Consider the following 21,301-nt stretch of genomic DNA (forward strand, 5'->3'; position numbering starts at 1 on the left):
CTTATCGGTAGCGCTGGCGCGGACCCACCCCCACTGCGTACCGTGGTCGTGTGCGCGATCAACTGCCTCCAGGTCTGCCGCCGGATCCGTTTGCCGGCGACCCCACCGACCCTTCGGCCGCTCTCGACGCAATCGAGCCCGGTCAGCCTCTCGACCCGCAGGAACGTCTCGCGGTCGAGGAGGACCTAGCCGACCTCGCCGTGTACGAGGCACTGTTGGCACACCGAGGCGTCCGCGGACTGGTGGTGTGCTGTGAGGACTGCCAACAAGATCATTATCACGACTGGGACATGCTGCGCGCCAACCTGCTTCAGCTTCTTGTCGACGGAACCGTGCGGCCCCACGAGCCCGCGTACGATCCGGTTCCCGACACGTACGTCACATGGGACTACTGCCGTGGCTACGCCGACGCGTCAATGAACGATGCGCTGCAGGGCGACGGCTTCGAATCCTGACCCACCCCCCTTTGGCGAAAAACGACCCGCACAGATCGTCTGTGCGGGTCGTTTTCGTTGTGCGAGTGCGCTATTCGGTCGGGGCTGCTGCCGACGTCGGAGCGGCGGGCGTGGTGGTGACCGGCGCCTGAAGCTGAGCCGACGGCTCGCTCGTGGGGGCCGGAGCCTGACCCGGAATCGGGAACGGCAGGCTCGGGAGCGGGAACGGCAACGTGAAGGACGGCAGCTCCGTCGGCAACTGGGGCAACTCCGTCGGAATCGGCAGAGTCGGCAGCTGGTAGGACGGCGTCGTGGTCGGCGCCGAACCGGTGGTCGTCGTGGCTTCAGCGCTGGTGCTGCTCGGCGCCGGCGCCGGTGCCGGAGCGGGGTTCAGCAACTTGTCGAGTTCGTCCAGCAGGCGGTTCCACCAGTCGGTGAGCTGCTGACGTTCGGCCGCGTCTCCGACGGCAGGAACCGTTCTGGCAGCCTCGTCCAGCTTGGCCTTGGCCGTGGAGACGTCGCCCGCGGCGATGAGCTTCTCGGCGTCTTGCAAGGTGGTCGTGCTGTCGACCTGTGCGACAGTCGAATCGGCCTGCTGGGTGAAGACGACTTCCTTCACCTTCCACAGCGGATCGCCGGGCATTGCGTTGTACGAGATGGCCGTGACTCCACCGATCACGAACGCCACGGCTGCGGCGGCTCCGGCGATCGGGCGCAACAGTCGCATCCGGCTCGCGGTACGCCTGTTCGACTCGTCGCGGGCCAGCGTTGTCTCGAGAGCGGCACACACTGCGTCGATGTCGGGGTTCTGGGGAAGGGCGGGCGACACGATCTCGGCGCGCCACTCGGCGAGCAGAGCTGCCAGGCGGTATTCGTCCGCACTGTCGGTCGCGACCGGGCCGTCCCCTGCGATCGCATCGATCAGCATGTCGTCACGACGAACTGCTGCGATGTCGATCGGGCCCGTCTCGGCGTAGGGATCGTGTCCGAACGTGTTGCTGTCCCTAGCCATACTTGTCACCTGCTCCCACTACTTCGTTCTTCAGCTTCGCTATTGCTCGGTGTTGCGCCACACGTACTGCGCCGGCCGTGCTACCCACGGCGGCTGCGGTCTCTTCGGCCGACAGCCCGACAACCAACCGGAGCACCAGAATTTCTCGGTGCTTCTCCGGCAGTGTTGCCAGCAGTGCATTCATCCGGCGTCCTGCCTCCGAATCGAGAGCCATTTGCTCCGGCCCGTGATCGGTGGACATGACATCCGGTACATCTGCCATCGGTTCCGATTTGTTACGGGACGCGCTCCGATGTGCATCAGCGACCTTGTGTGCGGCAATGCCGTACACGAAAGCCATGAACGGTCGACCTTGATCCTGGTAACGCGGCAGCGCAGTCATGACTGCCATGCAGACTTCCTGCGCCACATCGTCCGCCGAGAGCTGTCCACGCTCGGCAGATCCGACCCGCGCTCGGCAATACCGGACAACCACGGGACGGATGCTTTCCAGCACCAGAGAGAGAGCACCCCGGTCGCCCGCTGCTGCTGCAGCGACGGCCGAGTCCAAACCCTCACCCGTTACAGTCATCGCCCGAACAAGTCCCCGCGTTACAGTGGCACCACCTACTGAGCAGGCGTGCTTCCCCCGCATTCGACGAATGCAGACGGAACAGAAACTAGGATAGCGATCCATTCCTCGCTGCAAACCGGACCGGTAGGTCCTGGAGTCATTCGCTTCGGAAAACACCGCCTCGTTGCCGAATCGTTGCGCAATACCGGTCTCGGGCCCCGCTCGACGCCTCGTCTCCGAGCGCAACACCCAACATCGACGACGCCCACGCGAGGGGAAGCAACCCGTGGACGTCCGCTCGGGACGTGATCGACCGCACGTCGCGCGCCGCCTCGGCGGACCGGCCCGACGCCATCTGCGCGGCTGCGACGAGTAGATCCGATTTCACGGCGTGCCGAACGGACGGGTACGAGCGACTCAGCGCCGCGGCGTGCTCGGCGTGCTGCAGGGCATCGGTGCACCGTCCTTGCGCCAGTGCGATCTCGGCGTGCACCCATTGCATGCGAATGCGAGGCCGTTCCGCGCCGTCCGATCCGTCGAGCAGCAGTGCGCACCGCGACAGGAGCGTCAGGCCGCGCTCGAGCCGATTCGCGCCGATCGAGTCCGCCGCCAGACCGATCAGCGCGTCGGCTTGGGCGTCGAGGTGACCCGATCCCGATCCGCCGAGTTCGAGCAGTGCGCGCCCGTCGTGAATGCCCGCGAGACGGTGCCAGCCCAACTGCCGCCACAGCGATCCCTCTGTACTGGCGGCCAGTGATCGCACGACCGGATCCGGGCAGCGCCGCAGCGGTCGTAGAACTGCGCGCGCCGCGGCGTAGCGGCCCTGCCCGCCGAGAGCGACCGCCGCGAGCCAGCGTTCGCTCGGACCAGCCGACCGGTCGAGTACGACTCGCTGCTCGGGTCGCACTCCGAACGCATGCTCAGCTGACGGCGTCGTACACGGCTCCGAACGCGGTGTCGACTCCCCCGATGCGAGGGATCGTTCGGGGAAGCGACTCGGGCGTCCATCCTCTGCCCGCAACGAGGATGTGCAGGCCGGTGCAGCGTCGTCGAATGGCACGGACCCAGGGTAGAACGCTCACCTCACGTTCCGGCAGCCAGAAGACGAGGACGTCGGGTCGAGCGTCGACGACGCCCGAGATCAGGGAACCCGTTCCGATGGCTCGGGGAAGCAGCCGCACGTCCACCGCTGCCCGCGCCAACGCCGCAGCGAGAGCCCGCAGTTCCAGATCGGGCTTCTCGCCCGGCGGCGACGCCAGCAGAACACGAGGCGAGCCGGTGGGAACGGGCGAGTCCACCATGGCTGTGGCCATCGCGGACGACACACAGCAGGAGAACGACTCGGCTCTCGTCGACGTGGCCTCGTCGGCGCTGCCGCCGGCGTCGAGCCACCTCAGCAGAGGCAGGACGACACCGGACCAGGTGTCCGCCGCCCCCCGCCCGTCGATGGAACGGTCCAAGATGCGATGCATGGACACGGTGTCTCGGATGTCCACTGCCGCGGCCAGTTCGCGAACGTCGTCGTCGGTGCCGAGGGAGGCCGGGGCCGCAGGAGATGCTGAGGCGCCCTCGCTGCCATCTGTTTTCATCGAATTAACAGGATGGTTCCACACCTGATTCCGCTGCTCGATGTTATCGGCATCTGTCGGCCGTGTGGCGATCGCGTTAAGTGCGTATCGGGCCGCCTCTGCGGGGGGCGCTCCCTCCTGCACGGCGCGGTGCATGCATTCGAGCCGCTCGACATCGGCCGCGGTGTATCTGCGGTGATGGCCGGACTCGTGATCGGACGCCCCGATGCCGTACCGACGCTCCCACGTGCGGAGTGTGGAGGGGGCCACTCCGAGACGAAAAGCCAACGCGGAAACAGACATTCGCAGTCCAGCCGACGCGACGACAGACGCAGAACTCGACCCGAGGGGCGAACCGTCAGCGCTGCGCACCGGTCAATGGTCTCGTGACCCATGCCTTTTTTCAACACGTACTGCAATCACGGAAATTGTCGAAAGTAAATGTCGGCGTCGTTAAATCTTGAATCACGATCTATGCAAATGACCACCGTGAACAACTATTGACTCGATTTCCCGGTGCGACCTACGGTTGCCTTGGTTCGCGAAACACCGGCGGTCGACGACGACCTGGTTTCTCGCGGGCCCTGGTCTCTAGAACACGGTCTCCAGCACACGATTTTCACGCACGCGGATTTCACACACGCACCTAGGAGTACTCATGCCTCAGCCGAACCACCTCCCGGGTCCCAACGCCGACATCTGGGACTGGCAGATGAACGGCCTGTGCCGCGGTGTCGACTCCTCGATGTTCTTTCACCCGGACGGCGAACGCGGACGCGCACGCGCCCAGCGCGAGATGCGCGCCAAGGAAATGTGCCGACGGTGCCCGGTTCTCGCTCAGTGCCGCAGCCACGCTCTGACGGTCTGCGAGCCGTACGGAATCTGGGGCGGAATGTCGGAGACCGAACGCGAGATGCACGCACGACACAACCGGCGCCGTCTGGCGTCCTGACGCCACGACCCTCACGCCACGACCCTCACGCCGCGACCCCGAGAACGTGACAGGGCCCTGCCGAGAATCCTCGGCAGGGCCCTGTCCGTGTCGGTAGCGGGTCAGTGGCTGTGACCGTGCCCGTGGTCTTCCTGAACGTCCTCGGGCTTGTCGACGATGGTGCTCTCCGTCGTCAGGATCATCTTCGCGACGGACGCCGCGTTGACAACCGCCGACCTGGTCACCTTGACGGGGTCGATGACGCCTCCGGCGACCAGATCCCCGTACTGCAGGGTGGCCGCGTCGAAACCGGTGTTGTCGCCGGCATCGACGACGGTGCCGACCACGACCGAGCCGTCCACGCCGGCGTTGCTCGCGATCCAGAACAACGGTGCACGCAGCGCGGTGCGTACGGCGGCAACGCCGATCGCCTCGTCACCGGTCAGGCCCAGGCCGCCTTCCAGACCGCGGCTCGCGTGAACGAGAGCTGCGCCGCCGCCCGAGACGATGCCTTCCTCGACCGCTGCCTTTGCTGCGTTGACGGCGTCCTCGACGCGGAACTTGCGTTCCTTGAGGTCGGTTTCGGTGGCAGCGCCCACACGAATGACCGCGACGCCACCGGACAACTTCGCCAGACGCTCTTCGAGCTTCTCGCGGTCCCAATCGGAATCGGTGGCCTCGATCTCACGGCGGAGCTGAGAGACGCGATCGGCGATCGCCGCTTCGGTCCCGTCGCCGTCGACGATGGTGGTCTCGTCCTTGCTGACGACGACGCGCCGGGCGTGGCCCAGCAGGTCCAGTCCGGCTTCTTTGAGCGTCAGGCCGAGGTCGGACGTGATGACGGTGCCGGCGGTGACGACGGCCAGGTCTTCGAGGAACGCCTTGCGACGATCGCCGAAGAACGGAGCCTTCACGGCCACTGCCTTGACGGTCTTGCGGATGGAGTTGACGACGAGTGTCGACAGCGATTCGCCCTCGACGTCCTCGGCGACGATGACGACGGGCTTACCGGACTCGGCGATCTTCTCGAGCAGCGGAAGGAAATCCGGAAGAGAGCTGATCTTGTCGCGGTAGAGCAGCACATAGGCGTCTTCGAGCACAGCTTCCTGGCTGTCCACGTCGGTCACGAAATACGGTGACAGGTAGCCCTTGTCGAACTGGACGCCCTCGGTGACCACGAGCTCGGACTCCAGCGTCGACGACTCCTCGACCGTGACCACTCCGTCGGTTCCGACGCGGGTCAGCGCCTCGCCGACCATCTCGCCGATGAGCTCGTCGCGCGACGACACGGTCGCGACCTGGGAGATCGCCTTCTTGCCGTCGACGGGGACGGCGGCGGCCAGCAGCGCCTCGGACACGTGATCGACGGCCTTGCTGATTCCGACACCGAGTGCGATGGGGTTCGCACCAGCCGCGACGTTCTTCAGACCGACGTGAACGAGGGCCTGGGCCAGCACGGTGGCCGTGGTCGTTCCGTCGCCTGCGACGTCGTTGGTCTTGGTTGCCACGCTCTTGACGAGCTGCGCGCCCAGGTTCTCGAACGGATCCTCGAGATCGATTTCGCGGGCGATCGACACACCGTCGTTGGTGACCGTCGGTCCGCCGAACGCCTTGGCGAGCACCACGTGGCGGCCACGGGGGCCGAGTGTGACCTTGACGGCGTCGGCAAGCTTGTCGACGCCCCTTTCGAGACTGCGGCGGGCAGTCTCGTTGAATTCGATTTGCTTGGACATGTGGCTTCGCACAACTCCTTTGGGAGGAAGGTCTTCGGCTGGAACGCAATCCGCCCCGGGTCCGAGGACACCGGGGCGGAGGGCGCGATACTTACTTGGAGATGACTGCCAGCACGTCGCGTGCGGACAGGATCAAGTACTCCTCACCGGCGTACTTGACCTCGGTGCCGCCGTACTTGCTGTAGATGACGGTGTCACCTTCTTTGACGTCGACCGGGATGCGATGGCCCTTGTCGGTCACGCGTCCCTCGCCGACGGCGACGACGGTGCCCTCCTGGGGCTTCTCCTTGGCCGTGTCGGGGATGACCAGGCCGGAGGCGGTCGTCGTCTCGGCCTCGATGGCCTGGACGAGGATCTTGTCCTCGAGCGGCTTGATGTTCACGCTCGCCACGATGAGCCCTCCACTTTCACGATTTTTCTCGGCCCCGAGGCTGGTCCTCGGATGCCTGCTGCTGGGTAGATCAGGAAGCTCCTGACCGGTTCCCGTCGTCGCGGGTGCCGGGACCGGGTCGGTGCCAACTAGCACTCTATACATGCGAGTGCCAGCACTCAAGCATCTGCGAGTGCTTGTTCGTTCCGCTGCCCGCGAACGCCGGTTCGGGGCCCGAGGACACCCAACCGGCAGATTTGCGCAAAAAATTTTCGTGCATTTCTTTCCCGGAAACGTACTGGTCATGCCGATTTTCACGAGCCGTGAGGCGGCAGCTCCAGAACAAAGCTGTTACGAAACGCCTCTTCACTTCGATAACATTCTCGTAACGGCCATGAGATCGGTACCGGCCTGAATATGTGAGGGGGTGAGCAATGCGCAGGACGATAGGATTATCGGCAGGTTCGGACGTGGTCTGCACCGCGCTGCTCACCACCGCTCCCGACGGACTCGACACCTTCGACTATCGAACCGTCACCGCCGACAGCGCACACACGGACGTCGGCGATCTGGTGGTGTCGTCCATCGACATGGTCGACAGTGCCGAGAACGACCAGATCGACTCGATCGCAGTGACGTACCGCTCCGAACAGCAAGCCGAAGCCGTACGACTCGCCGCACGTCGTCACGACATCACGCTGGTGCCCGAGATCTCGGCGGCCCTGAGCTATCTACGCCACACCGGCGAAGTCGCCCGATTCACGAACGTCGTCGTCGTGGACGTCGGAGCGTCCGGAACCAGTGTTGCCGTGGTCGACCAGATCGACGGCACAGTACATGCTGCGCAGCGCACTCACGACGTCGGCGGAGATGCGTTCGACCGACGGTTGTCGGGCGTGGTCTCGTCCAAGTCGCCCTCCCCGGTCGACACCGGCAAGAGCGATCGCGGCATCGTCACGGCCCGCCTCCGGACCGCCAAGGAACACCTGTCGAGCGCGGACACCGTGACCGTCGAACACATTGCGGACGAACCCATCACGGTCACGCGTGGTGAGTTCGTCGAATCCATCGACGGCGAACTGGACGCATTCCGCGACTTCCTTCGCGTGGTGGTGGACGCCTCCGGCCGGACTCCGTGCGCCGTGGCGCTGATCGGAGGCGGCGCGTACGTACCCGCCGTCGTCGACGCCGCCTCGGACGCCCTCGGTCTTCCCATCGTCCGCACCGGAGAACCTGACGCTGTGCTGGCGAAAGGCGCGGCGCTACTGGTGCGTTCGTCGCCGACCGGAGAGTTCCCGATTCACCGATCGGTCACCCGTCCCCGAGCAGGGTCGATACTGCGCACCCTCGGCGTCCTCGCAGCAGGGCTGACGGTTGCCGCGTTCGTCATGGCGTACGGAGTGCAGGCCGTGATGCCGACGGACGACACCGCGGTGTCCCCCGCCGCGACGGCCTCACCCGATGAAACCGGGACCGGTGCACCCGCATCCGACTCGTCCGTCGTCGCGCCGACCTACCCACCGGTGGACATGGGAACGTCCGACCTCGAGACGTACGAGAGCGGCTCGGATACCTGGGCGCCCACCGCCGACACGCAGTACCCGCTGACCGCGGCGCCGGTGAACGACACGACCGTCGCCCCCGCGACCACCACGCCGAGCCTTCGTCCGGCACCCGGGCTGCCGTCGATCGTGCTGCCACCGTGGTTGACGAACCTTCCCGGACTCCCCACCCGCGGACCGGGCGTCGAATCGGTCCCGACGACAACACCTCCCGACGTCAGCGCCACCACTGCGCCGCCGTCGACCACCCCCGAGGTGACGACGACCGTTCCCCCTGCGGTGACCACCGTGCCCGAGACACCGGCCGTCACTCCCGGAGCCACGCTCGCCTCCCCTGTCCCGCAGTCGTCCCCTGTGCCGCAGTCGGTGACCACGGACCGATCTTCCGAAACTGAGACCACCACTCGCTAGGCGAACCCGGCTGCTAGGCGAACACCTGGCTGGTCGACACCGACAGTCCCGGGTCGGTCGCGGCGGACAACTGCGACGGTGTTGCCCCCGTCGCCGCGATGTGAGCTCCCAGCGTGGCGATCATGATTCCGTTGTCCGTACACAGTCGCGGCGCGGGCACGCGCAGGGTGATACCGGCTGCAGCACACCGCTCTTCGGCAAGTGCGCGGATACGTGAGTTGGCCGTGGCACCGCCCCCGAGCACCAGAGTGTCGACGCCTCGATCCGCCGCCGCACGGACCGCTTTCATGGTGAGGACGTCGGCCACCGCCTCCTGGAACGACGCGGCGACATCGGGGATGTTCACCGTCCTTCCGGCGCGCTCGGCTGATTCGACGTACCGGGCCACGGCCGTCTTCACACCGGAGAACGAGAAGTCGTACCGCGAGTCTCGAGGACCCGTCATCCCGCGGGGAAACGCGATCGCAGTCGGGTCTCCGGTGCGGGCGATGCTGTCGAGGACCGGACCGCCCGGGTATCCGAGGCCGAGCAACCGAGCCACCTTGTCGAACGCTTCACCGGCGGCGTCGTCGACGGTGCTGCCGAGTTCGGTGATCGGCGCGGCGAGGTCGTCGACATGGAGAAGGTGAGTGTGGCCGCCCGATACCAGGAGTGCCACGCACGGCGGCATCGGGCCGTGCTCGAGGGTGTCGACGGCGACGTGGCCACCGAGATGGTTCACCGCGTAGAACGGCACGCCCCACGCAGCGGCGTACGCCTTCGCCGCGGCAACACCCACCAGCAGCGCCCCGGCCAGGCCGGGGCCGATCGTGACGGCAACGGCGTCCGGCTTGTCAATGCCGGCGGCCGCCACCGCGCGCCGCATGGTCGGGACGATGGCCTCGAGGTGTGCCCGTGACGCGATCTCCGGTACGACGCCGCCGAATCGTGCGTGTTCGTCGACGCTGGACGCGACCTCGTCCGCCATCGCCTCGCACGTTCCCGCGTCGGGTCCGGACTCGTGGTACCGAACGATCCCGACTCCGGTTTCGTCACAAGAGCTTTCGATTCCCATCACGATCATGCGTCACCACCCGTTCGCCGCACCATGCTGTACGCGTCTGCTCCGCTCGGCCGGTAATAACCCGTCCGCGTTCCGACGATCTCGAACCCCTCACGTCGGTACAGCTCGATGGCTGCGTCGTTGTCCGTACGGACCTCGAGAAACACCGGCCCGCCGTGGCGGTCCGCGACATCGAGGAGGGCGCCCAGAAGTAACCCGCCGATCCCCTGCCGTTGCGCGTTCGGATCGACTCCGATCGTGTGCACCTCGGATTCGCCTGCGCCGCCCGGTGATCCGAGCAACGATATGCCGGCGTACCCCACCGCGACGCCATCGTCGCCGCGGACCACGACGTAGCGATTGTGCGGCGTGGACAGTTCCGCGAGGAACGCATCGGCCGACCAGGGGTCGTCACCCGGAAACAGGACGGTCTCGAGCTCGGCGCACCGCGGTGCGTCCGCTCGTGTCATCGGCTCCACCACGTGCGTCATCGTTTTCGGTCTGCCATGGCTACTGCGTCCGGACGTCGAAGATATTGCGGAACAAGCGGTTCGGGTGTGTCGCCGCGCAACAGGGCGTCGGCGGCCAGCAGTACCAGGCTCCGCGGTGACGGAGACTCCACAGGTTCGACCGGAAGATCGAACAGGTCGACGTGCTGCGGTGATCCCGCGACCGCATCGCACCCGGAGGTGTCGACGGTGCTCGGTGCGCCGACGTGGGGCCCACTGGTACGACCAGTGCCGTCGAAGCGAGCCCAGTAGACTTCCTTACGGCGAGCGTCGGTGACCACCAACAGGTTTCGGTGTCCCTGAACACCCTCGGCAATGGCGTCGAGGCTGTCCACGCCGTGGACCGGGATGTGCAGCGCGTCGGCGAACGCTGCCGCGGTGGCCATTCCCACGCGCAGACCGGTGAACGGGCCGGGGCCAGTGCCCACGACCACGGCATCGAGATCGGCCGCGGTGTGCTCGGTTTCCCGAAGACAGTCGAGGATGTGCGGCGTCAGAACTTCGGCGTGCAGGCGCGCATCGACCGTCAGGCGCGAGGTGATGGTGTGCGGTCCGCCGTCGTCGAGCAGCACCAAGCCGGCTGTGACCGCGGGAGTCGACGTGTCGACGGCGAGTACAAGCACGGTCAGTCAGGCTACCCAACGCCACGAGGCGCTTCGGACGTCGGAGTCGGGGAGCCGCCGCAGGCTGACCAGAAGATGGCGGTCGACGAGCGTCTCGGCCAACCCGTCGCCCCACTCGACCACCACGACCGAGTCGGTGAGATCGGTGTCGAGGTCGAGGGCGTCCAACTCGTCGAGCGGCGATCCACCCGTCGTGCCCAGGCGGTACGCATCGACGTGGACCAGGCCGACGGACGCGCCTCCTCCCGGTCGCTCGCCGGGAGCGTGGGTACGCGCGATCATGAACGTCGGTGACGTGACGCGCCCGCGCACACCGAGTCCCCGTGCGATGCCCCGAGTGAGCGCGGTCTTGCCGGCGCCGAGAGGCCCGTCGAGAACCACGAGGTCGCCCGCGTTCAGCTGCTGCGCCAACGACTCGCCCAACGCTTCGGTGTCGTCGACGGTGGTCAGCGTGAGCTCAGCCAACGGTCCGCCTCCTCGGTTCTGCAACCCGGCGGCCGAATACCGACCGGCCTCCGGCCTGCCCGCCTGAATCCGACCGGCCTTCGGCCTGCCCGCCTGAATCCGACCGGCCTTCGGCCGGGGCAGCGGCGAGAGCGCGGGTGACCAACCGGTCGATCGCATCGTCGACCTCGGGCGCGAATTCCAGTTGCACGAGATGCCCGGCTCGGCGCACCCGAACGATCTCCGCCAACGGCAACCCGTCGGCCAACTCCTCGGACTTGCGGAACGGGATGACCCAGTCGTCGTCGCCGCACAGGACGAGCGCGGGGGTGTCGGCAAGGACGGTCAGCGAGTCCGTCTCGTCGTGCAGTTCGAGCGACTTCAGGAAGTTCACCATCGTCACGACGGATGTGCCGTTGATCATGGACTCCGAAAAATGCACCAGAGCCGGACTCACGTCGGTTCCGTACGAGGCGGCCAGCAACACCGGCGAGATCAGGGACCGCACCACTCCGCGCCCGAACTGGACGACACCGGGCGCGGTCCGCACCGCCAGGCGGAAGGCGTCGATTGCCGGGTTCTCGAGGTTGCGGCCGAGGCCGGTCTGCGCCAGTCCGGCAGCCGTGGTCGACAGCAGTCCGACACCGATCACCCTCTCGGCGAACAGATCCGGGAACTGCCCGGCGGCGGCGAGTACGGTCATGCCGCCCATCGAGTGACCGAGAAGCACGACCGGCCCCTTGGGCGCCACCGCGCGTATCACCGCGGCGAGGTCGGTGCCGAGTTGAGCGATGGTGCACGACTGCGCTTGACCGCGCCCGGAACGGCCGTGACCGCGCTGGTCGTAGAACACCATGCGCACGTCCTGGCCCCACCGACGCTCGAGTTCGCGCCGCTGGAAATGCCAGCTCTCCATCCGCAGGCAATATCCGTGTACGAACACGACCGTCAGCGGAGCCGCGACGGGACCGACTTCGCGCACCGCGAGCGGAACGCCGTCGTCGGCCGCGACGATGCTCCCCCGGTCGACGTTCATCAGAGCGAAGTCCTCGCGTACCAACGGATCCGGACCCTGCCTGCGCACGGCCCGCCGAAGGGCGGTGGCGCCCGCCGCAGCGCCGATCGCGGCGATGCTGGCCACGCCGCCCACCAATCCGGACCACTTCGAGTCGGTCATCCGCGTTCCCCTACGTGAGTGCGTTCGACGCGTCCGCGCACACCCGTGACCACCTCGTAGTGGATGGTGCCGAGAGCATCCGCCCATTCCTGGGCGTGTGGTTCACCCGCGTCGCCGGGACCGAACAGAAATGCGTCGTCGCCGTCGCGGACGTCGGTGTCGCCGGGGCCAAGATCGATCATGACCTGGTCCATGCAGACCCGACCCACGCTGGGGCGACGGACGCCGCGGACCGTCACGTCGAACCGGCCGGTCAGCGTCCGCGGAACCCCGTCGGCGTATCCCACGGGGATCAGCGCGACGGTGGTGTCGGAAGGTGCGACCCACAGATGTCCGTACGACACCCCCTCCCCCGCGGCCACCGACTTCACCAGTGCGACACGCGCTTTCAGGGTCATGGCCGGCCGCAGACCGAACGTCCCCAGTTCGGGCGCAGGCGAGAGGCCGTACAGGGCGATACCGGGTCGCACCATGTCGTAATGCATGTCCGGGCGGGTCAGCGCGGCTGCGGAGTTCGCGAGGTGCAACACGGTCGGTTCGAGACCGGCTCGCCGTGCGCGCTCGACCGCGTCGTCGAATCGCGCTTTCTGCGCGTCGTTCACAGGGTGATCCGGGACGTCCGCACACGCGAGGTGCGAGAACAGAGCCCGTACGGTCACCGAACCGTCGGCGACCGCGGCGGCCAGCGCGGCATACAGAGAGTCGAGGTCGGCAGGGCCGACACCGTTGCGATTCAGCCCGGTGTCGATCTTCACCGACACCGTTGCCGCGGCGCCCACCCGGCGCGCCGCATCGACTATTGCCTCGAGGTGGGTGTGCGAGGAGATGCCGAGTTCGACGTCCGCGCCGATCGCCGCGTCGTAATCGGTGTCCACCGAATGCAACCACGCCAGGATCGGGGCGACGATTCCCGCGCGACGCAACGCCAGTGCCTCACCGACGGTGGTCACTCCGAGTTCGGACACCCCGGCAGCCAGCGCAGCCTGTGCTACCTCGACGGCACCGTGGTTGTATCCGTCCGCTTTGACCACTGCCATCACCGCGGCACCTGCGGCCGCGTCGACCAGGATGCGGGCATTGTGGGCGATCGCGTTCAGGTCGATCTGCGCCTCGGCCTGCGGACGGCGAGTCGTCTGGGCAAGGTCCACGGCTACCGATTGTGCCTCAGCGACCTGATGGCCGGGCGCACGGCCTGCAGCAGCGGGCTCGCCGAGACGGGCGCACCGCTCGCAGCGAGACCGGCCGCGACCGCGTGTGCCCGCGCCGCTGCCGCCGCGGCAACATTCGGTTTCAGCCCCGCAGCCAGCAGAGCGCCGAGCATTCCGGACAGCACGTCGCCGGACCCGGCAGTCGACGCCCAGGAAGAACCGGCGTCGTTGACGACGACCTGTCCGTCCGGGTCCGCGATCACCGTCGCACGACCCTTCAGAAGCACCGTCACGCCCCAGTCTGCGGCCAAGGTCCGTGTCGCGGCGATGCGATCCGGTGCGGGCGAGCGCCCGGTGAGCCGCTCGAATTCCCCGGCGTGCGGCGTCAACACGGTCGGAGCCGACCGGTCCCGGACCAGTTCGGGGTGCTCGGCGACAAGGGTCAGACCGTCGGCGTCGACGAGGACCGGCAGATCCGTCGCCAGGAGCGATCGGAGTGTGTCCAGGGCCTCGCCGTCGGTACCGGCGCCCGGACCGATCACCCATGCCTGCACGCGCCCGGCGTCCGCCAGCTCGGTGGTGGCCACGACCTCCGGCCAGTGCCTGAGCACCTCGTCGCGTCCGGTTCCGACGTACCGCACCATTCCGGACGTCGCCGTGGTCGCGGCCCCGACGCACAGCACGGCGGCGCCGGGGAACGTATCGCTACCGGCCACGACACCGACGACGCCTTGGGTGTACTTGTCGTCCTGCGGACCCGGAACGGGCCACAGTGCGCCCACCTCGTCGTCCGTGAACGCGGTGATCGCCGAGGGCGCCAGGTCGAGGCCGATGGGCACGAGAACCGTTCGGCCACAGCGATCACCGGCAAGAACGTGCACCGGTTTGAGCGCCCCGAAGGTCACCGTGACAGCAGCGTTGACCGCCGGTCCATCGACGGCACCGGTGTCGGGATCCACCCCGGACGGGAGGTCGACGGCGACGATGGGGGCAGTGATCTCGGAGACGACCCGTGCCGCGTCGGGCCGTAGGGAGCCCCGGCCGGACAGTCCCACGATCGCGTCGAGGACCAGATCCGGTTTCGTGAGTTCGGTGACGACGCGTCCGCCCGCTCGGCGGTACGCCGCGAGCCCGTCGGAGTGGACACGATCCGGCGTCAGCAGAAATGCCTCCACGGCGACTCCGCGGCGGCGCAGCGCGGCGCCCGCCCACAGCGCGTCACCGCCGTTGTCTCCCGAACCGACGATGATCCCGACTCGCCGACCGTTCACTCCGCCTGCGACGGAACGTAATTCGGACACCACCGCGGCCGCCAGACCGTGCGCTGCGCGGCGCATCGGCACCCCTTCGGGGAGTGCGTCGATCAGCGGGGCTTCGGCGCTGCGGACCTCGTCGGCGGTGTAGTAGTGCTGCACCGAAGTCACGCTAGAGGACGCGGCGCTACTGTGAAGTGATGCACCGCCGTTTCCTACCGATGCTGGCGGTCGCCGCCCTGGCGTTCACCGCCACAGCATGCTCCGAATCATCCTCCGCACAGGCCGAGAAGCCGACCGGGCCGAACGTGGTCACCGTGTCGGACATGACCTACTCGCCGCGATCGGTCACGATCGACGCCGGCGAGACCGTCACCTGGTTCTTCGACGATCGCGGTGTCGCGCACAACGTGATCGGCGAAGGCAACGCGACGGCGTTGATCCACAGCCCGTTGATCTCCTCCGGGCAGTTCAGCGCGACGTTCGACGCCCCCGGGACCTACAACTACGTCTGCACCGTGCACCCGGACATGACGGGCGTGGTCATCGTCCGCTGACAATTCGACGACCGGCCTCCGGCCTTCCCGCTGGCTACTCGACGGTGACCGACTTGGCCAGGTTTCGCGGCTTGTCGACGTCGTACCCTCTGGTCTGCGCGACCTCCGCGGCGAACACCTGCAGCGGAACCGTCGACAGCAACGGCTGGAAAAGCGTTGGGGCAGCCGGTATCTCGATCAGATGGTCGGCGAACGGCCGCACCGCCTCGTCACCCTCCTCGGCAATCACGACGGTGCGCGCACCACGCGCCTGAATTTCGCGGATGTTGCTGAGCAGCTTGGAATGCAGCACCGCGCGACCCTTGGGCGACGGCATCACGACGATCACCGGAAGACCGTCCTCGATGAGCGCGATCGGCCCGTGCTTGAGCTCGCCCGCTGCGAATCCCTCCGCGTGCATGTACGCGAGTTCCTTGAGCTTCAAGGCGCCTTCGAGTGCCACCGGATAACCCACGTGACGGCCCAGGAACAACACGGTCGGCGACGACGCCAGCTCGCGTGCCAGCGCCCGGACCGGCTCGACCGACTCGAGCACGCGCTCGACCAACGCGGGCATCGCTTCGAGGTCGGCGTACTCGCGAGCCACCTCGTCCGGGTACTTGGTGCCGCGGGCCTGCGCGAGCGCCAGGCCCACCAGGAAGTTCGCCGTGACCTGGGCCAGGAACGCCTTGGTGGACGCGACACCGATCTCCGGTCCTGCCCGCGTGTAGAGAACCGCGTCGGCCTCACGAGGGATCTGCGCGCCGTTCGTGTTGCAGACGGCCAACACTCGCGCCTTCTGCTCCTTGGCGTGTCGCACGGCCTCGAGCGTGTCGGCGGTCTCGCCCGACTGCGAGATGGCAACGACGAGGGTCGAACGGTCGAGGACCGGGTCGCGATAGCGGAACTCGCTCGCCAGCTCCACCTCGACGGGGAGCCGGGTCCAGTGTTCGATCGCGTACTTCGCCAGCAGTCCGGAGTGGTAGGCGCTTCCGCAGGCGACCACGAAGACCTTGTCGACGTCGCGCAGTTCCTGGTCGGACAGTCGCTGCTCGTCGAGCACGATCTTGCCGCCGGTGAAGTGACCGAGGAGGGTGTCGGCGACGGCCGTCGGCTGCTCCTGGATCTCCTTGAGCATGAAGTAGTCGTGGCCACCCTTCTCGGCGGCGGCGAGGTCCCAGTCGATACGGAACGGGCGCCCTTCGGCGGAGGTGCCGTCGAAGTTCATGATGTCGTAGCCGGCCGAGGTGATGACCACGACCTGATCCTGGCCGAGTTCCACCGCGTTGCGGGTGTGCTCGATGAACGCCGCGACGTCGGATCCGACGAACATCTCGCCCTCGCCGACTCCGACCACGAGCGGCGTGGACCGCCGCGCCGCGACGATGGTGTCCGGGTGATCGGAGTGCGTGAACACGAGGGTGAACGCGCCGTCGAGTCGCTGCAGCACCGACAGAGCACTGGCGACGAAGTCACCTGCGGTCGGTCCGTCTGCGTACGCCCGCGCCACCAGGTGCACGGCGGCCTCGGTGTCGGTGTCGGAACTGAACTCGACACCCGCGGCCTCGAGCTCGGCGCGGAGCGGAGCGAAGTTCTCGATGATGCCGTTGTGGACGACGGACACCGCGCCGCTCACGTCACGATGGGGGTGCGCATTGCGGTCGGTGGGTCGCCCGTGAGTGGCCCACCGGGTGTGGCCCATGCCGGACGTACCCGTGAAGGTGTCGCGGCCGATGTCGTCGAGTTCGGCTTCGAGATTGGAGAGCCGACCTGCCTTGCGTTCGACGGCGGTCTGGCCCGCACCGTCCAGAATGGCAACCCCGGCGGAGTCGTATCCGCGGTACTCCATTCGCCGCAATGCCTCCACCACGACTGGCAGTGCTTGCCGATGGCCGACGTACCCGACGATTCCACACATGCGCGTCAGCCTACTGGGCAATCCGATACGGTCATAAGCGTGCCGAACACGAAGAAGCTGGTATCCGACCTGTCCAAGCCGGGCCCACACCGTGTTCTGCGCGGAGACCTTGCACTCGCCGGTTTGCCCGGCGTCGTCTACACCCCCGCCGAAGGATTGAACCTTCCCGCAGTGGCGTTCGCCCACGGGTGGCTGGTCGGTCCCGCCAACTACGACAAGACGCTGCGGCACCTCGCGTCGTGGGGCATCGTCGTCGCGGCGCCCGGCACCGAGCGCGGGCCGATTCCCTCGCACATCAACTTCGCCAACGATGTGAGCGTGGCACTCGACATCTGCACCGGCGTGCGGTTGGGGCCCGGCCAGATTTCGGTGCGCCAGGACCGGCTCGGTGTGGTCGGCCACGGAATGGGCGCTGGAGTGGCCGTGCTCGCCGCGGCACGACGACCCGAGATCGCGGCACTGGCCTGCCTGTTCCCGGCACCCACAGCGCCCACCGCAGAATCCGTCGCCGCGGACGTGAAGTCCCCCGCACTCGTGGTCGGAAGCCCCCTGGAACTGGTGTCCATGGCCTCCGATCCGGTCGAACTCGCCGCGTCGTTCGCCGGCCACGCAGTTCTGCGTACCGTCACCAAGTCGTCGCGCGACGGAATGGTGGAGGGCCGTCGGTTGCTCGGCAAGATCGGTGTGGGCGGCGACTTCGAGAAGAAGACGGCCAAAACCGTGCGTGCGCTCCTCACCGGCTTCCTGCTCTTCCACCTGACGGGCGGCGACGCGTACGCGGAGTTCTCCGATGCCGAAGCCGAGATCAAGAAGACTCTGGTGCTCGACCCGTCGCAGCCCATGCCGGCGCCCCCGAAGAAAAGCGGGATCCGTCAGGTCAGCCAGCTTCTCGGTCGCTGATCGTCCCGCGTCTCCGGTATGGGTTGGTCCGAGACCGCATCGACGTCGTCGACACGGCGCATGATTCGTTGCGTACGTGGCGCGGGCACATTCTGCGGTTTGGCGCCAGGAGTTCGCGACGATCGGTCGTCGATCACCTGAACGCGGCGACGGATGTCCGCCAATGTCTGTCTGTGCCCGGTAACGATTGCATCGATACGTCCGAGAGCGTCGGTCACAGTCGACCCGCCTCGGCCAGATCGGGCGTTGCCACCTCAGCCGGTATGGGCTCCGCGGACGCGAGTGCCGGTTCCGGTTCGGGCGCGGGCGGCACCACACATACCGAAGAGGTGTCGTCCGGTTCTTGTTGCGCTGGAGCCGGTTCGGGTGTGTCCGCTACCGGCGGCTCGGGTTCGGGTGGGTCAGCTGCTGGTGTCTCGGGTTCGGGTGGGTCAGCTGCTGGTGTCTCGGGTTCGGGTGGCCCTGCTATCGGTGTCTCGGCTGTCGGTGTCTCAGCTGCCGGTGTCTCGGCTGTCGGTGTCTCGGCTGTCGGTGTCTCCGGAGGCGGATCGGCAGTGTCGGTCGCGCAGTGCGCCCCGTCGTGACCGGTGTCGCCGAGCTCGACACTGATCGTGCCGTCGGCGGACAGCGCGAACCGGATCCCGTGCCCGTCGAGTTCGGCCTCGACGTGCGCGCGTTCCGGAGACGGTGCCGATTCCGTTGCAGTCGAGGGTGTTTCGATTGTCGGCTGCACTATCGGATCGCGCACTTCTGCTGCCAGAATATCTCGCACTGCGTCCACAATGGTGCGCATCGGCCCTGAGGCGCCGCCCGAGGTCGAAGCTGCTTCTGGGTGCGCAGTCGTCACAGGCGTGGTCGCAGCCGCCGATGCAGTGCTCTCCGAATCATGCTGCTGCGCAACGATATCCGCAGCTTGCGACGGTAGGCACCCACAGTCCTCCGCGGTTCGTTCCCGCTCGGGGGACGGGTACTGCGACTGCGCGAACCCGTCGAATGCCGACGCTGCAACGGAAAGAATATCGCGCACCGCGTCGTCCGTCGCCGCACACATCTCCAGGAACGCGGATACCCGCTCTTGGACCGTTGGGACGAAGACGTTGCTCAACCAGGACGCGCATTCCACGGACAGGGAGATCAAGGAGGTGGGGTCCGAGCGCGCTGCGCCCGGGGCGGTCTCCGGATGGAACGGAGCAAGTGACATGAGCTGCTGCGACGTCAGATCGGGACACAGTCGCGACGCGGCGAGAACGGCGTCGACCTGATCGGCCGAGCGGCCGTCCACGTCCGGGCGCCCGAAAGTCGCCGCAGCGGCGGCCTTGTCGGTCACCGTCGACACGACTGCTGTCGCTGCTGCGGCGAGGGCGTCGCCTGCCGTCCGCAGGGAGGCAATGTCTGCGTCCGCTTGCGTGAGCTGGGCGTCGATCATGGCCGACGCTGCGTCTGCTGCACTTCCCGACCAGTTTCCGGAGAGACGAGAGAGCGAGGCGCGCTGATCCGCCACCACTGCGCCCAGATCTCGGGACGCCGTGAGCAACGAGGTGCCTGCCGCCGAGATTGCCTGGACGTCGATGCCGCATTGTTCGTTGTAGCGGTCGGAGATGGCGCGTGAGGTGACATCGAGACCTGCACCTGCCGAGTTCGCGCGGCCCAGGAAGGTGTCGAAATACGTCAGGCCCACCGCACCGGTCTCGAGAACATCGTCGATCACGCTCCCGCCTCCCCGAACGGAGTGGCAGAGGAATCGTCCACGGCGGACGATGCCAGGACGCTCGTCCGAACGGCATCCGCCACGGCGGCCGACGATGCCGACCAACGACCGATCGCCGCACTCGCCGATTCGATGCCCGTGGTCAACGCCGCGCCGAGGTCGGCGTAGTGATCACCCACCGCTGACTCGTCGAACACGCGCCCGATCGTCTCGGCAATGCCGGACAACGAATCGGCACCCCGTCGGTGATCGGCTGCGGCCGCCAAGGCGCCCTCCTGCTCGAGACCTACCGCTGCGCTCTGCATATCGCCACTCATGTATCCCCCCACGGATTGGACGCAGCGTACGGGGTATCGGTTCCGTTCGCGGTACACGCTGATACGTTGCAAAAAGAGATCGTCGACGCCAACGACACCGGGAGAATTCATGCGGATCGGAATGATGCTCAACTACTCGGGAGGCTTCGAGGAGACCGTCGCCGAGGTGAGCCAGCTCGAAGCGGCCGGCCTGGACATCATCTTCGTACCCGAGGCGTACTCGTTCGACGCGGTGAGCCAGCTCGGCTACCTCGCGGCCAAGACCTCCACCATCGGCATCGCGTCGGGCATCTTCCAGATCTACACCCGCACCCCTTCGCTCGTCGCAATGACGGCCGCGGGTCTCGACTATGTGTCGGGAGGGCGGTTCACGTTGGGGCTGGGCGCCTCCGGTCCGCAGGTCATCGAGGGCTTCCACGGCGTGAAGTACGACGCACCGCTGGGCCGCACTCGCGAGATCGTCGACATCTGCCGCCAGGTGTGGCGGCGCGAGAAGGTGCAGTACGACGGCAAGTACTACCAGGTGCCGCTTCCCGCCGACAAGGGAACCGGCCTCGGCAAGCCACTCAAGCTCATCAATCACCCTGTGCGCGACAAGATTCCGATCGTCATCGCCGCAATCGGTCCGAAGAACGTGGCGTTGACCGCCGAGATCGCCGAGGGATGGCAGCCGATCTTCTTCCATCCCGAGAAGGCGCACACGGTGTGGGGTGAATCGCTCGACGCCGGCGGCGCGAAGCGTGATGCGTCGCTGCCGCCGCTCGACGTGTACGCCAGCCCGTCGGTGGCCATCGGCGCGGACGCCGACCAGTACCTGCCGTGGATCAAGCCGCACCTGGCCCTCTACATCGGCGGCATGGGCGCGAAGGGCAAGAACTTCTACAACGACCTCGCCGTCCGGTACGGGTACGAGGAAGAAGCCGAGAAGATTCAGGACCTCTACCTCGGCGGCAAGAAGGACGAAGCTGCTGCCGCGGTTCCCGACGAGCTGGTGCGCTCGGTGTCGCTGATCGGTACCGAGGACTACGTGAAGGAACGTCTGGTCGCATTCGAGAAGGCCGGGGCGACCACGCTGAACATCACGCCGTTGGCGGCAGACACCGCCGGCCGGGTGGATCAGGTGGAGAAGCTGAAAGCCCTTCTGCCCTGAGG

Annotated in this window: 22 protein-coding genes; 6 read left to right on the forward strand and 16 right to left on the reverse strand. The window is 67.1% G+C overall.

Annotated features, from left to right (window positions below):
- Positions 1-50: 50 nt before the first annotated feature.
- Positions 51-455 (forward strand): DUF5319 domain-containing protein, encoded by a 405-nt coding sequence (locus IEW02_RS14970; RefSeq protein ID WP_188545644.1) that lies wholly within the window; start codon positions 51-53, stop codon positions 453-455.
- Positions 456-525: 70 nt separating this feature from the next.
- Here IEW02_RS14970 and IEW02_RS14975 read toward each other — a convergent pair whose 3' ends face one another.
- The 4 genes from IEW02_RS14975 to IEW02_RS14990 all read right to left on the reverse strand — a co-directional run bounded on the left by IEW02_RS14975 (position 526) and on the right by IEW02_RS14990 (position 3,870).
- Positions 526-1,446 carry an anti-sigma-D factor RsdA gene (locus IEW02_RS14975; RefSeq protein ID WP_229746051.1) on the reverse strand — a complete coding sequence of 307 codons (921 nt, stop codon included), beginning with the start codon at positions 1,444-1,446 and terminating at the stop codon, positions 526-528.
- A complete protein-coding gene (locus IEW02_RS14980; protein WP_188545645.1) occupies positions 1,439-2,017 on the reverse strand; it encodes a sigma-70 family RNA polymerase sigma factor in 579 nt (192 codons plus the stop codon). Before IEW02_RS14980 ends, IEW02_RS14975 begins: the two co-directional genes overlap by 8 nt.
- A 139-nt stretch (positions 2,018-2,156) precedes the next feature.
- Positions 2,157-2,906, reverse strand: coding sequence for a hypothetical protein (locus tag IEW02_RS14985; RefSeq protein WP_188545646.1), 750 nt, complete (start codon positions 2,904-2,906; stop codon positions 2,157-2,159).
- Between the two features lie 13 nt (positions 2,907-2,919).
- A complete protein-coding gene (locus IEW02_RS14990) occupies positions 2,920-3,870 on the reverse strand; it encodes a MerR family transcriptional regulator (protein ID WP_268236739.1) in 951 nt (316 codons plus the stop codon).
- Between the two features lie 355 nt (positions 3,871-4,225).
- Here IEW02_RS14990 and IEW02_RS14995 point away from each other — a divergent pair, with 355 nt between their 5' ends.
- Complete coding sequence (locus tag IEW02_RS14995; protein WP_188545648.1) at positions 4,226-4,519, forward strand: WhiB family transcriptional regulator; 294 nt, start codon at positions 4,226-4,228, stop codon at positions 4,517-4,519.
- 101 nt (positions 4,520-4,620) lie between these two features.
- Here IEW02_RS14995 and groL read toward each other — a convergent pair whose 3' ends face one another.
- Positions 4,621-6,231, reverse strand: a complete 1,611-nt coding sequence (gene groL, locus IEW02_RS15000) for a chaperonin GroEL (RefSeq protein WP_188545649.1) — start codon at positions 6,229-6,231, stop codon at positions 4,621-4,623.
- 91 nt (positions 6,232-6,322) lie between these two features.
- Positions 6,323-6,622 carry a co-chaperone GroES gene (gene groES / locus IEW02_RS15005; RefSeq protein ID WP_188545650.1) on the reverse strand — a complete coding sequence of 100 codons (300 nt, stop codon included), beginning with the start codon at positions 6,620-6,622 and terminating at the stop codon, positions 6,323-6,325.
- A 449-nt stretch (positions 6,623-7,071) separates the two neighbouring features.
- On the opposite strand from groES, the gene IEW02_RS15010 reads away from it, so the two are divergent.
- Positions 7,072-8,574, forward strand: coding sequence for an Hsp70 family protein (locus IEW02_RS15010; protein ID WP_188545651.1), 1,503 nt, complete (start codon positions 7,072-7,074; stop codon positions 8,572-8,574).
- Positions 8,575-8,587: 13 nt separating this feature from the next.
- Here the strand turns inward: IEW02_RS15010 and tsaD are convergent, their stop codons facing one another.
- From tsaD to IEW02_RS25135, 7 genes are read right to left on the reverse strand one after another with little or no spacing between them, the layout of a single operon-like run.
- The gene (gene tsaD, locus IEW02_RS15015) at positions 8,588-9,637 is read right to left on the reverse strand and encodes a tRNA (adenosine(37)-N6)-threonylcarbamoyltransferase complex transferase subunit TsaD (protein ID WP_188545652.1); all 1,050 of its coding nucleotides are present in this window, start codon (positions 9,635-9,637) and stop codon (positions 8,588-8,590) included.
- A complete protein-coding gene (rimI, locus tag IEW02_RS15020) occupies positions 9,634-10,107 on the reverse strand; it encodes a ribosomal protein S18-alanine N-acetyltransferase (protein ID WP_188545653.1) in 474 nt (157 codons plus the stop codon). Before rimI ends, tsaD begins: the two co-directional genes overlap by 4 nt.
- Positions 10,104-10,748, reverse strand: coding sequence for a tRNA (adenosine(37)-N6)-threonylcarbamoyltransferase complex dimerization subunit type 1 TsaB (tsaB, locus tag IEW02_RS15025; protein WP_188545654.1), 645 nt, complete (start codon positions 10,746-10,748; stop codon positions 10,104-10,106). The genes rimI and tsaB overlap by 4 nt, the downstream gene beginning before the upstream one ends.
- Positions 10,749-10,754: 6 nt before the next feature.
- Positions 10,755-11,213, reverse strand: coding sequence for a tRNA (adenosine(37)-N6)-threonylcarbamoyltransferase complex ATPase subunit type 1 TsaE (tsaE, locus tag IEW02_RS15030; protein WP_229746052.1), 459 nt, complete (start codon positions 11,211-11,213; stop codon positions 10,755-10,757).
- Positions 11,206-12,369, reverse strand: a complete 1,164-nt coding sequence (locus tag IEW02_RS15035) for an alpha/beta fold hydrolase (RefSeq protein WP_371829957.1) — start codon at positions 12,367-12,369, stop codon at positions 11,206-11,208. The genes tsaE and IEW02_RS15035 overlap by 8 nt, the downstream gene beginning before the upstream one ends.
- Entirely contained in the window at positions 12,366-13,517 is a 1,152-nt protein-coding gene (gene alr / locus IEW02_RS15040) for an alanine racemase (RefSeq protein ID WP_229746053.1), read from the reverse strand. The genes IEW02_RS15035 and alr overlap by 4 nt, the downstream gene beginning before the upstream one ends.
- 2 nt (positions 13,518-13,519) lie before the next feature.
- Positions 13,520-14,932 (reverse strand): NAD(P)H-hydrate dehydratase, encoded by a 1,413-nt coding sequence (locus tag IEW02_RS25135; RefSeq protein ID WP_229746054.1) that lies wholly within the window; start codon positions 14,930-14,932, stop codon positions 13,520-13,522.
- A 38-nt stretch (positions 14,933-14,970) separates the two neighbouring features.
- On the opposite strand from IEW02_RS25135, the gene IEW02_RS15045 reads away from it, so the two are divergent.
- Positions 14,971-15,327 carry a plastocyanin/azurin family copper-binding protein gene (locus tag IEW02_RS15045; RefSeq protein ID WP_229746055.1) on the forward strand — a complete coding sequence of 119 codons (357 nt, stop codon included), beginning with the start codon at positions 14,971-14,973 and terminating at the stop codon, positions 15,325-15,327.
- A 34-nt stretch (positions 15,328-15,361) separates the two neighbouring features.
- Here the strand turns inward: IEW02_RS15045 and glmS are convergent, their stop codons facing one another.
- Positions 15,362-17,224: a glutamine--fructose-6-phosphate transaminase (isomerizing) gene (glmS, locus tag IEW02_RS15050; protein ID WP_188545657.1), complete on the reverse strand. Its 1,863-nt coding sequence runs from the start codon at positions 17,222-17,224 to the stop codon at positions 15,362-15,364.
- A gap of 39 nt (positions 17,225-17,263) precedes the next feature.
- On the opposite strand from glmS, the gene IEW02_RS15055 reads away from it, so the two are divergent.
- Entirely contained in the window at positions 17,264-18,124 is an 861-nt protein-coding gene (locus IEW02_RS15055; RefSeq protein WP_229746056.1) for a dienelactone hydrolase family protein, read from the forward strand.
- A gap of 214 nt (positions 18,125-18,338) precedes the next feature.
- On the opposite strand, the gene IEW02_RS15060 is transcribed toward IEW02_RS15055, so the two are convergent.
- The gene (locus tag IEW02_RS15060; RefSeq protein ID WP_188545659.1) at positions 18,339-19,832 is read right to left on the reverse strand and encodes a hypothetical protein; all 1,494 of its coding nucleotides are present in this window, start codon (positions 19,830-19,832) and stop codon (positions 18,339-18,341) included.
- Positions 19,829-20,149, reverse strand: coding sequence for a hypothetical protein (locus IEW02_RS15065; protein WP_188545660.1), 321 nt, complete (start codon positions 20,147-20,149; stop codon positions 19,829-19,831). The genes IEW02_RS15060 and IEW02_RS15065 overlap by 4 nt, the downstream gene beginning before the upstream one ends.
- Positions 20,150-20,258: 109 nt before the next feature.
- On the opposite strand from IEW02_RS15065, the gene IEW02_RS15070 reads away from it, so the two are divergent.
- Positions 20,259-21,299 (forward strand): LLM class F420-dependent oxidoreductase, encoded by a 1,041-nt coding sequence (locus IEW02_RS15070; protein ID WP_188545661.1) that lies wholly within the window; start codon positions 20,259-20,261, stop codon positions 21,297-21,299.
- Positions 21,300-21,301: the final 2 nt, after the last annotated feature.

It is taken from the genome of Rhodococcoides trifolii (assembly GCF_014635345.1).
Classification (GTDB): Bacteria; Actinomycetota; Actinomycetes; order Mycobacteriales; family Mycobacteriaceae; genus Rhodococcoides; species Rhodococcoides trifolii.

What these genes read in the sequence shown, in the direction of transcription:
- IEW02_RS14975 (WP_229746051.1), bottom strand. Translation starts at nt 1,446, where the DNA reads ATGGCTAGGGACAGCAACACGTTCGGACACGATCCCTACGCCGAGACG.
- tsaD (WP_188545652.1), bottom strand. Translation starts at nt 9,637, where the DNA reads ATGATCGTGATGGGAATCGAAAGCTCTTGTGACGAAACCGGAGTCGGG.
- IEW02_RS14990 (WP_268236739.1), bottom strand. Translation starts at nt 3,870, where the DNA reads ATGTCTGTTTCCGCGTTGGCTTTTCGTCTCGGAGTGGCCCCCTCCACA.
- IEW02_RS14995 (WP_188545648.1), top strand. Translation starts at nt 4,226, where the DNA reads ATGCCTCAGCCGAACCACCTCCCGGGTCCCAACGCCGACATCTGGGAC.
- rimI (WP_188545653.1), bottom strand. Translation starts at nt 10,107, where the DNA reads ATGACGCACGTGGTGGAGCCGATGACACGAGCGGACGCACCGCGGTGC.
- IEW02_RS15045 (WP_229746055.1), top strand. Translation starts at nt 14,971, where the DNA reads ATGCACCGCCGTTTCCTACCGATGCTGGCGGTCGCCGCCCTGGCGTTC.
- groL (WP_188545649.1), bottom strand. Translation starts at nt 6,231, where the DNA reads ATGTCCAAGCAAATCGAATTCAACGAGACTGCCCGCCGCAGTCTCGAA.
- glmS (WP_188545657.1), bottom strand. Translation starts at nt 17,224, where the DNA reads ATGTGTGGAATCGTCGGGTACGTCGGCCATCGGCAAGCACTGCCAGTC.
- IEW02_RS14980 (WP_188545645.1), bottom strand. Translation starts at nt 2,017, where the DNA reads ATGACTGTAACGGGTGAGGGTTTGGACTCGGCCGTCGCTGCAGCAGCA.
- IEW02_RS15035 (WP_371829957.1), bottom strand. Translation starts at nt 12,369, where the DNA reads ATGACCGACTCGAAGTGGTCCGGATTGGTGGGCGGCGTGGCCAGCATC.
- IEW02_RS15065 (WP_188545660.1), bottom strand. Translation starts at nt 20,149, where the DNA reads ATGAGTGGCGATATGCAGAGCGCAGCGGTAGGTCTCGAGCAGGAGGGC.
- IEW02_RS15070 (WP_188545661.1), top strand. Translation starts at nt 20,259, where the DNA reads ATGCGGATCGGAATGATGCTCAACTACTCGGGAGGCTTCGAGGAGACC.